Annotated in this window: 8 protein-coding genes; 1 reads left to right on the top strand and 7 read right to left on the bottom strand. The window is 70.1% G+C overall.

Translation table 11 applies throughout. The features are described from left to right. Nucleotides 1-22 precede the first annotated feature (22 nt). The 6 genes from guaA to ACYVGQ_RS12930 form a co-directional block, all read right to left on the bottom strand. Complete coding sequence (gene guaA, locus ACYVGQ_RS12955) at nucleotides 23-1,600, bottom strand: glutamine-hydrolyzing GMP synthase (protein WP_460785053.1); 1,578 nt, start codon at nucleotides 1,598-1,600, stop codon at nucleotides 23-25. Next, nucleotides 1,597-2,079 (bottom strand): DUF3817 domain-containing protein, encoded by a 483-nt coding sequence (locus ACYVGQ_RS12950; RefSeq protein ID WP_460785052.1) that lies wholly within the window; start codon nucleotides 2,077-2,079, stop codon nucleotides 1,597-1,599. Before ACYVGQ_RS12950 ends, guaA begins: the two co-directional genes overlap by 4 nt. A 111-nt stretch (nucleotides 2,080-2,190) precedes the next feature. Further along, complete coding sequence (locus tag ACYVGQ_RS12945; protein WP_460785051.1) at nucleotides 2,191-6,876, bottom strand: ExeM/NucH family extracellular endonuclease; 4,686 nt, start codon at nucleotides 6,874-6,876, stop codon at nucleotides 2,191-2,193. Between the two features lie 224 nt (nucleotides 6,877-7,100). After that, complete coding sequence (locus tag ACYVGQ_RS12940; protein WP_460785049.1) at nucleotides 7,101-7,901, bottom strand: SURF1 family protein; 801 nt, start codon at nucleotides 7,899-7,901, stop codon at nucleotides 7,101-7,103. 13 nt (nucleotides 7,902-7,914) lie between these two features. Continuing rightward, nucleotides 7,915-9,033, bottom strand: a complete 1,119-nt coding sequence (locus ACYVGQ_RS12935) for a GuaB3 family IMP dehydrogenase-related protein (protein WP_460785460.1) — start codon at nucleotides 9,031-9,033, stop codon at nucleotides 7,915-7,917. Nucleotides 9,034-9,103: 70 nt separating this feature from the next. Continuing rightward, complete coding sequence (locus ACYVGQ_RS12930; protein ID WP_460785048.1) at nucleotides 9,104-10,792, bottom strand: ABC-F family ATP-binding cassette domain-containing protein; 1,689 nt, start codon at nucleotides 10,790-10,792, stop codon at nucleotides 9,104-9,106. 192 nt (nucleotides 10,793-10,984) lie between these two features. Between ACYVGQ_RS12930 and ACYVGQ_RS12925 the strand changes: the two genes are divergently transcribed. Next, entirely contained in the window at nucleotides 10,985-11,437 is a 453-nt protein-coding gene (locus tag ACYVGQ_RS12925; RefSeq protein WP_460785047.1) for a DUF4190 domain-containing protein, read from the top strand. A gap of 184 nt (nucleotides 11,438-11,621) precedes the next feature. On the opposite strand, the gene guaB is transcribed toward ACYVGQ_RS12925, so the two are convergent. After that, nucleotides 11,622-13,124 (bottom strand): IMP dehydrogenase, encoded by a 1,503-nt coding sequence (gene guaB, locus ACYVGQ_RS12920; protein WP_460785046.1) that lies wholly within the window; start codon nucleotides 13,122-13,124, stop codon nucleotides 11,622-11,624. Between the last annotated feature and the right edge of the window lie 24 nt (nucleotides 13,125-13,148).

Genomic DNA, 13,148 nt, shown 5'->3' with positions numbered 1-13,148 from the left:
GAAGCCCGCGCCCTTCTTCGTGTCACTCCCACTCGATCGTCCCCGGGGGCTTCGAGGTCACGTCGAGCACGACACGGTTCACATCGCGCACCTCGTTGGTGATGCGGTTGGAGATCCGGGAGAGCACGTCATAGGGCAGACGCGTCCAGTCCGCCGTCATGGCGTCCTCGCTGGAGACCGGACGCAGCACGATCGGATGCCCGTAGGTGCGGCCGTCGCCCTGCACGCCCACGGACCGCACGTCGGCCAGCAGCACGACCGGACACTGCCAGATCTGCTGGTCGAGCCCCGCCTTGGTCAGCTCCTCGCGGGCGATGGCGTCGGCCTCACGCAGAAGCGCGAGACGGTCAGCGGTGACCTCGCCCACGATGCGGATGCCGAGGCCAGGTCCAGGAAAGGGCTGTCGCCCGACGATCGCCTCCGGCAGCCCGAGCTCGCGGCCGATCGCGCGCACCTCGTCCTTGAACAGGGTGCGCAGCGGCTCGATGAGCTCGAAGTCGAGGTCATCGGGAAGGCCGCCCACGTTGTGGTGCGACTTGATGTTCGCCGTCCCCGTGCCGCCGCCGGACTCCACCACGTCCGGGTAGAGCGTGCCCTGCACGAGGAACCTCACCGGCTCACCGGAAGCCTTGGCCTCGTCGACCAGCTCGCGCTGCACCTTCTCGAAGGCGCGGATGAACTCGCGCCCGATGATCTTGCGCTTCTCCTCGGGGTCGGTGACCCCGGCGAGGAAGCCGAGGAAGGTCTCGGCGGCATCCACCGTGATGAGCCGCACGCCCGTGGAGGCGACGTAGTCCTGCTCGACCTGCTCGCGCTCGCCCTTGCGGAGCAGGCCGTGATCGACGAAGACCGCGGTGAGCTGATCGCCGATGGCGCGGTGCACGAGCGCGGTGGAGACGGCGGAGTCGACGCCGCCGGAGAGCGCGGAGATGACGCGAGCGGAGCCGACCTGCTCGCGGATGCGGGCGACCTGTTCCTCGATGACGTTGCCGCTGTTCCAGTCGGCGGCGAGGCCCGCAGCCTTGTGCAGGAAGTTCTCGATGACCTCCTGGCCGTGGTCGGAGTGCTTCACCTCGGGGTGCCACTGCACGCCGTAGAAGCACTTCTCCTCGCTCCCGAAGGCGGCCACCGGCGTCGCCGAGGTCGACGCCAGCACCGCGAAGCCCTCCGGCGCGCGCGAGACCTGATCGCCGTGGCTCATCCAGACGTTCTGCTCGGAAGGCTGGCCGCCCAGCAGCACGCCGCCGTCGCCGGACAGCGCCGCGTCCGTCGCGCCGTACTCGCGCAGACCGGTGTTGGCGACCTCTCCGCCGAGGGCGCGCGCCATGACCTGGAAGCCGTAGCAGATGCCGAGCGTCGGGATGCCGAGGTCGAAGATCCCGCCGTCGAGATCCGGGGCGCCCTCCTCGTACACGGACGAGGGCCCGCCGGAGAGGATCAGCGCGACGGGGTCGCGCTCGGAGATCTCGTCCGCGGTGACCGTGTGCGGCACGATCTCGCTGTAGACGCCGGCCTCGCGCACGCGGCGTGCGATGAGCTGCGCGTACTGGGCGCCGAAGTCGACGACGAGGACGGGACGCTGGGCGGTGTCGGCGCTCATCGCGCGGCCTCCTGGGTCTGGGGGTCGGATTCGGCGGCGAGCGCCGCTTCACGGGAGGCGAGGTACGTCTTCACCTCGCGCGCGACGATCGCCTCCATGAAGAACGAGAGCAGGGGTACGACGCCGCCGAGGGCGAGCATGATGAAGCGCAGGAACGGCCAGCGCATCAGGCTCCACATCCGGAAGCAGGCGAACAGGTACACGACGTAGAACCAGCCGTGCGCGATGAGGATGCCGGTCGAGAGGTTCGCCCCGTCACCCGTGGAGACGAGTTCCCCGTCCGGCCCCTCGATCATCTGGGCGAACCACAGGAAGCCGCCGGAGCCGCCGCCGAACAGCTCGAGCCGGAGCGGGGTGTACTTCAGGACCATCTCCGCGACGAGCAGCAGCAGCATGACGCCCGTGATGATGGATGCGACCTGATAGAACTTCAGCGCCCCGCGGATCTTCGGAAAGGAGGCGGCTTTCGGTTCTGGCATGGGATCCAGTCTACCCGGGTCATGTGCGCTCACTCCGACGCGCCGCTGCCCGGGACGACGTTCTCGTCCCGGGCAGCGGCGCGATCAGCGGTGCCGGTCAGCGCTGCGCTCTCACAGCCCCGCGCGGATGCGTCGACGACGCACCACGACGAGGGCGGCGCCGAGCAGGAGCAGCAGAGCGGCCAGCGTCAGCGCCGCAGTCGAGTCGGCTCCGGTGCTGGGCAGCTGCCCCTCGCCGCCGGACGCCGCCAGGACCGTCAGCGCGGCCGTGACCTCCGAGCCGTCGGGCAGGATCACCGCGAGCGTGTGCTCTCCCGCGGGGGTGTCCGCCGGGACGATCACGGTGAGACGGAACGTGCCGTCGTCCGCGACCGTGACCGATCCGACCCGCACCGGGGTGGATCGCAGCTCCACCACCAGGTCGAGGCCCGCCTCGAATCCTTCGCCCGTGATCGTCACCGAGCCGCCGGCGGCGACGGTGCCGACGCTCAGCGAGATGCTCCCCGAGGCGGTGGGAGCGGCGGCGAACTCGACCGGCACCTGCACGCTCGTCCCGGTCTCCTCGACCGCGACGGTGAGCGACTGCTCGCCGTACACGCCCTCGGGGACCGTGAAGCTCAGGCTGGCCCGGCCGACCTCGTCGGTCGCGTCCACGATCGCGGTGTCGATCGGACCCGCGGCGAGCTCCGTGTCGCCGAGCGACACGGACACCTCGGCGCCGTTCTCCTCGCCCGCGCTGAACGCCAGCGAGGAGAGGTCGATCGCGACCTCGTCGCCGGCGCTGTAGCCGTCGGCGTCCGCGGCGCTCAGCGTCACGCCGACCGCGCGCTGCGCGAGATCGGGCGTCGCCGTGCCGTTGGCGTCGAACCAGTCCACCATCGATGCGAGGTCGACCTTGCCGGTGTCCTTCTTGTTCGTGCCGGACGCGAGCGTGGTGAAGTTGTCCCCGCCCGCGGCGAGGAACGAGTTCGCCGCCACCAGGTAGGTCGCGGACGGATCGACCGGCGTGCCGTTCAGCGTGATCGAGGTGATCCGCTCGCCGCGCGCGGCGTCGGGATCGTAGGTGTAGACCAGTCCCTCGGAGACGCCGAGCTTCAGGAACGGTCGGCTCGATCCGTCCGGCTGCCACTGCTCCTCCAGCACGGACTTCAGCTGGGCGCCCGTGAGATCCAGCGTCACGAGCGTGTTGGCGAACGGCTGGACCGTCGCCGCCTCGCGGAACGTGACGTTGCCGTCCGGGTCGCCGGCCCCCGTCCCCGCATAGGCGAGGTTGGCACGGATCCCGCCCGGGTTCATCAGCGCGAGATCAGCATCCGTCGCCCACTTCTGGACGTCGGCGACGAAGTTGCCGACCGTCGACTCGCCGCCGCGGTTCTCCGCGCCGTCCGTCTGACGCGCCCGGTTGAAGTCCGCCGTGATCTCGCCGACCTTCTCCGCACCGAGGATGTCCGCCTCGGCCTTGGCGTCGTCGACGATCGACTGCACCTCTTCGACGGCCGGATACAGCGGCTGGCCGCCCTGGGTCAGCGGCTTGATCTCGTTGCTGATCGAGATCAGCTCCTTGGTCTCCGCGTCGACCTGCAGGTTCATCAGACCGAAGTTCTCGCCGTACTGCCCCGCCGAGATGACGGGCCGGCCGTCGATGACGTGGTTGTAGGCCAGGTGGGTGTGCGCCGACACGATCGCGCTGACGCTGTCGTCCACGCCCTCGACGACCTCGCCGAGCGCCGATTCGGGGGTGATGCTGGCGACGTCGGTGCCCGTCGCGCCTTCGTGCACGAGCAGGATGAGCACGTCGGCCTCGCCGTTGGACTCGTCGCCGTCGGTGAGATCGGCCGCGACGTCGTTGACCGAGTCGACGATGCTGCGCACCTCGAGATCCGCGATGCCGTCCGGCGAGACGAGCGAGTCGAGCTCCTCCGTCACCGCGCCGATGAATCCGACCTTCACACCGTCGAGCTCCTTCACCCAGGCGGGTGCGAGAGCGGGCTCACCGGTCTCGGTCAGGAACACGTTCGACGAGATGTACTCCCAGTCCGCGCGGTCCTGCACGCGGTCGCGGAGGTCCGCCCAGCCCTGATCGAACTCGTGGTTGCCCGCCGCGCTCACGTCGAGACCGGCCGCGTTGAGCGCATCGATCGTCGGGTTGTCGTCCTGGATGAACGACGTGAACGTGGAGGCTCCGATCAGGTCGCCTGCGGCGGCGAAGATCGTGTTCGGGTTCGCATCGCGCACCTGCTGAACCGCGCCGGCGAGGACCGCCGCCCCGGCCGAGGCGTTGTCCGCCTCGATCCGGCCGTGGAAGTCGTTGATCGTGACGACGTCGATCGACACCGGCGGGATCTCGCTGGAGACGCCGACGATGATCGGATCGTGGTCGCTCGACCGGAACGGCGTGCCCGCCTCCGCGGCTCCGAACGCGTAGCCGCGGTCGCTCCACTCCGGCGAGTTGATGCTCCACACGCCCGCGCCCGTGATGGATGCGGCCAGCGACGGCGATGCCAGCACGTGGTCGAGCGAGCCGAGCTCGCCGTCGAAGGTGTAGGTGTGCTCGTCGGGAGCCTGCTCCCGGGCCACGTCGCTCCAGCCCGCGCTGGTGAAGACCTCGATCGGGTCCTCCTTCGCATAGGCGTTGAAGTCGCCGATCAGCAGGATGTCGCTGCTGCCGGTGGTCTCCTCGATCGTCTCGGTGAAGTCGAGGATCGACTCCGCCTGCGCCACGCGGTCCGCGTTGAAGAAGCCCTGGCCGTCGGCGGGCTCCGCGCCTCCGCCCGAGGGCGCCGACTTCGACTTCAGATGGTTCGCGACGACGGTGACCGTACGGCCGTCGATGTCGAACGCCTGGGCGATCGGCTCTCGGGCATTGCCCCAGACCGTCTCGTCCACGACCGTCAGGCTGTCGCCGACGGGAGTCACCTCGTCCTTCTTGTAGATGATCGCGTTCGTGATGTAGTCGGTGGTCGACGCGTCGTCCAGCTCATCGGGGGTGTGCACGTAGGCCCACACCTCGTCGCCGGCGTCCGCGTTGAGCCCGTCGACCAGATCCGCCAGCGCGGAGTCGACCGGCTCGCCGAGCTTGACCGAGTTCTCGATCTCCATGAGCGAGACGATCTCCGCGTCCAGGCCGTTGATCGCCGCGACGATCTTCGACTTCTGGACCTCGAACTCCTCGGAGGTCTCGGCGCCGCGGGCGTCGGAGTTCTCGCTGGTGAGGGTCGTGAAGTAGTTGTAGACGTTGAAGGACGCGACCTGCACGTCGCCGCCCACGGTCGGCGCGGCCTCCGGACGCGGATTGCTCGAGGTGAACGTCGCCTTCAGATCGGCCGAGGAGGTGTCGTCGATGGGGACGACGGGCTGCAGGCGCCAGTCGTCGAAGCCCCACTGCAGAACGTAGCCGGTGTCGCTGAAGTCGACGGTGTCGCCGTTGCGGACGACGACGTCCTCCGTGAAGTACGGCTGGTCGTTCGCATGGCCGCTGTTGGTGACCTGGATCGAGTAGCCGTCGTCGAGCAGGATGCGGTTCGCGCGATTCGCGGCGGCGATCGCCGCCGCCTCGTCGCCGGGACGGGCGATCTCGGTGCTCTTGACCGCGAGGTCCTCACCGGCGTTCAGCCACAGCGTGCCGTAGTTGTACAGCTGGTGGCTGGAGGCGACACGGTAGGCGCCGGTGGGAGCGACGAGCATGTTCTCGTACTGCTCCCGGTCGGCTCCGACGACGCTGTCCGGCAGCGGAGTGACCTCGGGCACGCCGACGCCGGCCTCGACCACCTCGACGCCGCTGAGCGAGGCCGGAGTGATCTGCGTCTGGCCGAAGTACTCGCTGACCGAGCCCGTGACCGAGACGAGATCGCCGATCTCGAGCGTCGGGGCGAGGGCGTTCAGGAAGACGAACACGCCGTCGGATGCTCCGGGCGTCGCGTCCTCCGCTCCACCGGATCCCTCGGTCTGGATGACGATGCCCTTGTAGCCGCCGGTGCGGAAGTCGGCGGTGACGACGCCCTCGACCTGGACGGTCTGACCGCTCAGGGGGGACACGTCGCCCGTGCCCTGCACGTCGGCGATCGATACGACGGTCGGCTCTTCCGGCTCCTCAGGCTCTTCGGGCTGGGTACCGCCGGAGTTCTGCGGAGTGATCGTCGCGGAGAGCGTGAAGTCGGCGCTGTTGTCGTCGGTGTCGACGCCGTTCGTGCGGTTCAGCGACCTGACGTCGGTGTTGCCGGTGGGTGCCGTCGCCACCGCCGTCTCGAAGGTGTTCGATGTGCCGTAGCCGAGCGCATCGATGACGCCGTCGGCACCGACGGTCGATCCCGGGGTGAGCGTGACCGCTGCGGTGCCCTCGACGAGAGCGAGCGTGCCGGTCGTGCCGCTGGTGTTCAGGTTGCCGACGGCATCCGCCGCGGGCAGAGCCTGACCGTTCCCCCCGTTGCTGCCGCCCTGGACGAGGTAGTAGCCGCCGGCGGGGATCTCCCCCTCGAGCACGGCGACGCCGTTGGAGGGGCCCGTTCCGGTCGCCGCGCGGTACTGCAGCGAGAATCCGTCGAGCGAGACGTCCTCCGACGTCGGGTTGTACAGCTCGACGAACTTGTTCGTGTACGCGGCGCCCGCGCTGCCTCCGGAGAGGTAGGCCTCGTTGATGACAACGCCCGTCCCGGTCGTGTCGGCGAAGGCCGGAGGCGCCATCAGAGCGCCTCCGCCCAGGGCGGCGACGCAGGTCACGGCGAGGACGCCGATGCGCCCCCTGTTGCTGCGGAAGGACGAGGGAACCACGCGGTTCCCTCCGTCGGGGACTGGCTTCATCGGTGCTGTCTCCTCGTTAGATCGCGCGCCGGTCCAGGGGAGACCGCCGCGGTGGACGCTCTCAGCCCACACACATGCTGGTGAGCATACGGACGGCCGAGGACGGGATCAACGGTGTTCTCCGATTGGTAACCCAGTGCTCACACGATCGCCAAAAGCGTTCGGAGAGAGCGCACAAACACCTGCTCAGATGCGCAGGAGCTGATGCGCAGGTGCGCAGAGGATCAGGCTGTCGAGGAGTCCGAGGTCTCCTCGACAGCCTCGACCTCGCGCTCCCAGGCGTCCTTGGCGAGCCGGTACCAGATGTAGAACGCGAAGCAGGCGAAGATCGCCCACTCGGCCGCGTAGAAGACGTTCAGCCAGTTGACCGGCGAGGACTCCTCCGGCGCAGGGGACGAGATGTCGATCAGTCCGTCCGGGGCGTCGGCCGAGGCCAGATACGGACGGTAGACGGCGAGCCGTTCCGTGTCGTGCCACCTGCTGAGCAGCGCCGCGGGCGACATCCGGTCCAGCCGGAGCGGGTCGGCGGCCGGCGGCGCCTGCACGCCCTCGTCGGAGATGATCCGGCCGCTGATCACGGCCTCCGCGCCTGCCGCGTCCTGCTCCAGCGCCGCCGCGGCGGCCTCCGCGCTCTCCCTGTCGGACGCCCAGCCGAGCGCCACGGCGATCGAGACGCCGTCCGCCACGCGCAGCTGGCCGGTGACCCAGTACCCCTCCACGTCGTCGTTGTAGCGCGAGGAGACGATGAGGAAGTCGCCGGCGACCCAGGTCCCGGTGGTCTGGACGCGCTGCCCGACATAGGGCTCCGACAGGTACTCCCCCGGGACGACGACGTCCTCCAGCGGACGCTGCTCCTCGGTCACGCCGGCCGGAGCCGGATCCGTGTCGATCGCGCGGCCGAGCTGCCACTGCCCGAGGAACGCGAAGACGCCGGCGACCACGAGGCACAGCAGCAGCACCCCGATCCAGCGAGGACGCAGCAGGACCTCGCGCAGGGTCGGCGGGAACGCCTCGGGTGTGGTCACGGTTCGGCGCGGCTCAGCTCTGCAGGTACGGGGCGAGCACGACCTCGACGCGCTGGAACTCCTTGAGATCGGAGTATCCGGTGGTCGCCATCGACTTGCGCAGCGCGCCGATGAGGTTGGCGGTGCCGTCGGCGACCGGAGCGGGGCCGTACAGGATCTCCTCCAGCGGCGCGATGCGGTCGACCGCGACCCGGCGTCCGCGGGGAAGCTGCGGGTGGTGCGCCTCCGGTCCCCAGTGGAAGCCGAGGCCGGGCGCGTCCGTGGCGCGGGCGAGCGCGACGCCGAGCATCACGGCATCCGCACCCATCGCGAGCGCCTTGACGATGTCGCCGGAGGTGCCGACGCCGCCGTCGGCGATCACGTGCACGTAGCGCCCGCCGGACTCGTCGAGGTAGTCGCGGCGCGCCGCCGCCACATCGGAGACGGCGGTCGCCATCGGCGCGTGGATGCCGAGCGTGGCACGGGTCGTCGACGCCGCTCCCCCGCCGAATCCGACGAGCACGCCCGCGGCGCCGGTGCGCATGAGGTGCAGGGCCGCGGTGTACGTGGCCGCCCCGCCGACGATGACGGGGACATCGAGGTCGTAGATGAACTTCTTGAGGTTCAACGGCTCGGCGGCGCTGGAGACGTGCTCCGCCGAGACGGTCGTGCCGCGGATGACGAACAGGTCGACGCCCGCGGCGACGACGGTCTCGTAGAGCTCCTGCGTGCGCTGCGGAGTGAGGGAGCCGGCGACGGTGACGCCCGCGGCGCGGACCTCGGCCAGGCGCGCCTTGATGAGCTCGGGTTTGATCGGCTCCGAGTACAGTCGCTGCATCCGCGCCGTCGCCTGCTCCGGTGCGAGGCCGGCGATCTCCTCGAGCAGCGGCCGGGGGTCCTCATAGCGCGTCCACAGCCCTTCCAGATCGAGGACGCCGAGACCGCCGAGCTGCCCGAGACGGATGGCCGTCGCCGGACTCACGACCGAGTCCATCGGGGCGCCGAGCACGGGGATGTCGAAGCCGTAGGCGTCGATCGTCCACGCGGTCGAGACGTCCTCGGGGTTGCGCGTGCGCCGGGAGGGCACGACCGCGATGTCGTCGAACGTGTACGCGCGACGCGCGCGCTTTCCTCGGCCGAGCTCGATATCCATGGTCACCCTCCCAGACTACCCGGGGCCGCCATGGCCAGGAGACGGACCCGCGCCCCGCGAGCCCGCCCGGTCAGCGGGACCGCGCGACGCGCCGCTCGTCCCAGACCGGCTCGTCGGAGGCGTACACCTCGCCATCGGCCCCGAAGACGAGGTACCGGTCGAACGATCGCGCGAACCACCGATCATGCGTCACCGCGAGCACGGTGCCGTCGAAGCGCGTCAAGGCGTCCTCGAGCGCCTCGGCGGACTCCAGGTCGAGGTTGTCCGTCGGCTCGTCGAGCAGCAGCAGGGTGGATCCCGCGAGCTCGAGCAGGAGCACCTGGAAGCGCGCCTGCTGACCGCCGGAGAGGGAGTCGAAGCTCTGCTGCGCCTGCCGCACGAGGCCATAGCGGTCCAGGGCGCTGCTCGCGGCGTCCCTCGGCATCCCCGCGCGCCGCTCGTCGCCGCGGTGCAGGATCTCCAGCAGCGTGCGCCCGCGGAGCTCCGGATGCGCATGAGTCTGCGCGAACAGGCCGGGCACGACCCTGGCCCCCAGTGCGACTCTGCCGGTGTGCGGCACCGGGGCGATCCGCTCCCCTGCCGACGTCGCATGTCCGAGCGCCGGATCGGGATCGCTCCCGCCCCGGGCGAGCAGCCGGAGGAAGTGCGACTTCCCCGATCCGTTGGAGCCGAGCACTCCGATGCGGTCGCCGAACCAGATCTCCGCGTCGAAGGGCCTCATGAGCCCGGTCAGCTCGAGGCGCTCCGCGACCACCGACCGCTTGCCCGTGCGCGCACCGCGCAGACGCATGTCGAAGTCCTGCGCAGGCGGGCGCTCCTCGGGAGGGCCCGCCTCCTCGAACCTCCGCAGCCGCGTCTGAGCGGCGCGGTATCGCGAGGCGAAGCCGTCGTTCGCCTCGGCCTTGGCCTTGAGCGTCGCGACGAGCGCCAGCAGCTTCTCGTGCTGCTCGTCCCAGCGCCGGCGCAGTTCGTCGAGCCGGTCCATCCGATCCTCGCGCGCCCTGTGATAAGTGGCGAAGCCGCCGCCGTGCACCCAGGCGACCGCCCCTGCGCCCCCGGGCTCCAGCGTGATGATGCGATCGGCCGCGCGGGCGAGGAGCTCACGATCGTGCGAGACGAGCAGCACGATCTTCGGCGTCTGCCGCAGCTGCTCCTCGAGCCAGCGCTTGGCCGGCACGTCCAGATAGTTGTCCGGCTCATCCAGCAGCAGCACCCCATCGGGACCGCGCAGCAGCGCCTCCAGGGCGAGGCGCTTCTGCTCTCCGCCGGACAGCGTGGTCAGCTCCCGGAACCTCGCGCGCTCGTAGGGCACGCCGAGCGCGGCGATCGTGCACCGATCCCACATCGTCTCGTGCTCGTACCCGCCGGCGTCCGCGTACTCGGCGATCGCCGACGCGTATGCCATCTGGGTGTCGTTCTCGTCGCGTTCGATGAGGGCGTTCTCGGACGCCTCCAGCGCCTCGGCCGCGGCGCGGATGCGTCGGGGCGCCACGCTCACCAGCAGGTCATGCACCGTCTGGCCCTTCGCACCGTGGCCGACGAACTGGTCCATGACGCCGAGCCCGCCGTCGATCGCCACCGCTCCCGCATCCGCCCGCTGCTCCCCGCGGATGATGCGCAGGAGCGTCGTCTTGCCTGCACCGTTCGGTCCGATCAGGGCGCTGGTGGATCCGGCGCCGACGCGGAAGGTCACCTCATCGAGCAGCGGCCTGCCGTCCGGCAGGGTCAGTGAGATCGCCGACACGTCTATGTAGCCCACGGTGCGAGCCGTCCTTCCGCCCGTTCACCGAGCCGACCAGGCTAGCACAGCTGTCGTCCTCGACTCGGCCCCGTGAGACGGCTGGTCGAAGCGCCTCACTGTGGGCGAGGGGATGGTGCCGTACGGCGCACGGTCGCTACGCTCTGGCTACGAGAAGAGCACGACCGCCACGCAGAGACAGGAGAGAGAACCATGACGAATCCTCCGTATCCCGAACCGTCGAACGCCCCGCAGGACCCCTCCCCGTATCAGCCGCCGGCCGCGCCGCCGGCATCCGGGTACCCTGCCGACCCGACGCCGCCGGCCGCTCCCGGCTACCCGGCGGCGCCCCAGCCGTATCCGGTGGGCGGGTCCGCCCCTGCTCCCGTGCCGGGGCGCGGCCTCGCCATCGCCGGACTCGTCCTCGCTTTCCTCGTCGCGCCGGTGGGCCTGATCATCAGCATCGTGGCCGCGGTGAAGCTCGGCAAGGCGGGCGCGCCCAAGGGGCTCGCGATCGCCGGCATCATCGTCGGCGCGGTCATCACCCTGCTGTGGATCGTCGGCATCATCGGACTGGTCGCGCTCTTCGGGTCGCTCTTCGCCATGTGCGACCAGCTCGGCCCTGGGGTCTGGGACGTCAACGGCGTCACGTACACCTGCAGCTGAGCCCGTAGTGCCCGACCGGGACGGTCGCCAGTCGGGACCGTCGCCGGTCGGGATCGCAGTCGTCGATCACGATGGGTGATCCTGACCGACGGCCGTCTTCCGGTCAGGCATCCGTCCGCTCTCGGCGCGGGCCGGGGACGACGAGGGGCGGATGCCTCACGGCATCCGCCCCTCGTCGTGAACGTCACTTCTTGTAGTTGGGCGCCTCGACGACGATCTGCACGTCGTGCGGGTGGGACTCCTTGAGCCCCGCAGCCGTGATGCGGACGAACCTGCCGCGGGTCTTCAGCTCCTCGATGGTGCGCGCGCCGACGTAGAACATCGACTGACGCAGACCGCCGACGAGCTGGTAGGCCACCGCCGAGACCGGGCCGCGGTACGGCACCTGACCCTCGATGCCCTCGGGAATGAGCTTGTCGTCGCTGGGGACGTCGGCCTGGAAATAGCGATCCTTGGAGTAGGACGTCTGCTTTCCCCGCGTCTGCATCGCGCCGAGCGAGCCCATGCCTCGGTACTGCTTGAACTGCTTCCCGGACTGGAAGACGATCTCGCCCGGCGACTCGTCGGTGCCGGCCAGGAGCGAGCCGAGCATGACGGCGTCCGCTCCCGCGACGAGCGCCTTGGCGATGTCGCCGGAGTACTGCAGACCGCCGTCGGCGATCACGGGGATGCCGGCGGGGCGGGCGGCGAGAGACGCCTCGTACACGGCGGTCACCTGCGGGACGCCGACGCCGGCGACGACGCGCGTCGTGCAGATCGAGCCTGGGCCCACGCCGACCTTCACGGCGTCCACGCCCGCGTCGATGAGCGCCTGCGCGCCCTCACGGGTCGCGACGTTGCCGCCGATGACGTCGATGTGCGCGAAGGACTCGTCGGCCTTCAGGCGCCTCACGATGTCGATCACGCCCTGGGACTGGCCGTTCGCGGTGTCGACGACGATCACGTCGACGCCCGCGTCGCGCAGCGCCTCGGCCCGCTCCCAGGCGTCGCCGAAGAAGCCGATCGCCGCGCCGACGCGGAGGCGTCCCTGCTCGTCCTTGGTGGCCAGCGGGTACTTCTCGCTCTTGTCGAAGTCCTTGATGGTGATGAGGCCCGCGAGATTGCCGTTCTCATCGATGAGCGGCAGCTTCTCGACGCGATGACGGGCGAACAGGGCGATGACCTCTCCGGCGGCCACGCCGACCGGAGCGGTCACGAGGCCCTCGCTGGTCATGACGTCCTTGACGAAGGTGGTCTGACGCTCGAAGCCGGACACGAAGCGCATGTCGCGGTTGGTCACGATGCCGACGAGCTTGCCGTCGGGGTCCACGACCGGCAGCCCCGAGATGCGGTACTTCGCGCACAGCGCGTCGACCTCCTCGACCGTCGCCTCGGGGGTGGTCGTGATCGGGTCCGTGATCATGCCGGACTCGCTGCGCTTGACGCGGTCGACGTGCGCGGCCTGGTCGGCGATCGAGAGGTTGCGGTGCAGGATGCCGAGACCTCCCTCGCGCGCCATCGCGATGGCCATGCGCGACTCCGTGACGGTGTCCATCGCGCTGGAGAGCAACGGCGTCGCGACCGAGATGCGTCGCGTGATCCGGGAGGACGTGTCGGCCTCGCTCGGGATCACATCGGTGTGACCCGGCAGCAGCAGCACGTCGTCGTAGGTGAGTCCGACGAATCCGAAGGGGTCGTGCTGGTCCATGGATGGCCCTCCTGCAGGCGAGAT

The sequence above is a fragment of the Microbacterium tumbae genome, assembly GCF_054780175.1.
This window is presented reverse-complemented; position numbering and strand designations above follow the sequence as displayed.

Coding starts and splice junctions, on each gene's coding strand:
- guaA (WP_460785053.1), bottom strand. CDS start 1,600: ATGAGCGCCGACACCGCCCAGCGTCCCGTCCTCGTCGTCGACTTCGGC.
- ACYVGQ_RS12950 (WP_460785052.1), bottom strand. CDS start 2,079: ATGCCAGAACCGAAAGCCGCCTCCTTTCCGAAGATCCGCGGGGCGCTG.
- ACYVGQ_RS12945 (WP_460785051.1), bottom strand. CDS start 6,876: ATGAAGCCAGTCCCCGACGGAGGGAACCGCGTGGTTCCCTCGTCCTTC.
- ACYVGQ_RS12935 (WP_460785460.1), bottom strand. CDS start 9,033: ATGGATATCGAGCTCGGCCGAGGAAAGCGCGCGCGTCGCGCGTACACG.
- ACYVGQ_RS12925 (WP_460785047.1), top strand. CDS start 10,985: ATGACGAATCCTCCGTATCCCGAACCGTCGAACGCCCCGCAGGACCCC.
- guaB (WP_460785046.1), bottom strand. CDS start 13,124: ATGGACCAGCACGACCCCTTCGGATTCGTCGGACTCACCTACGACGAC.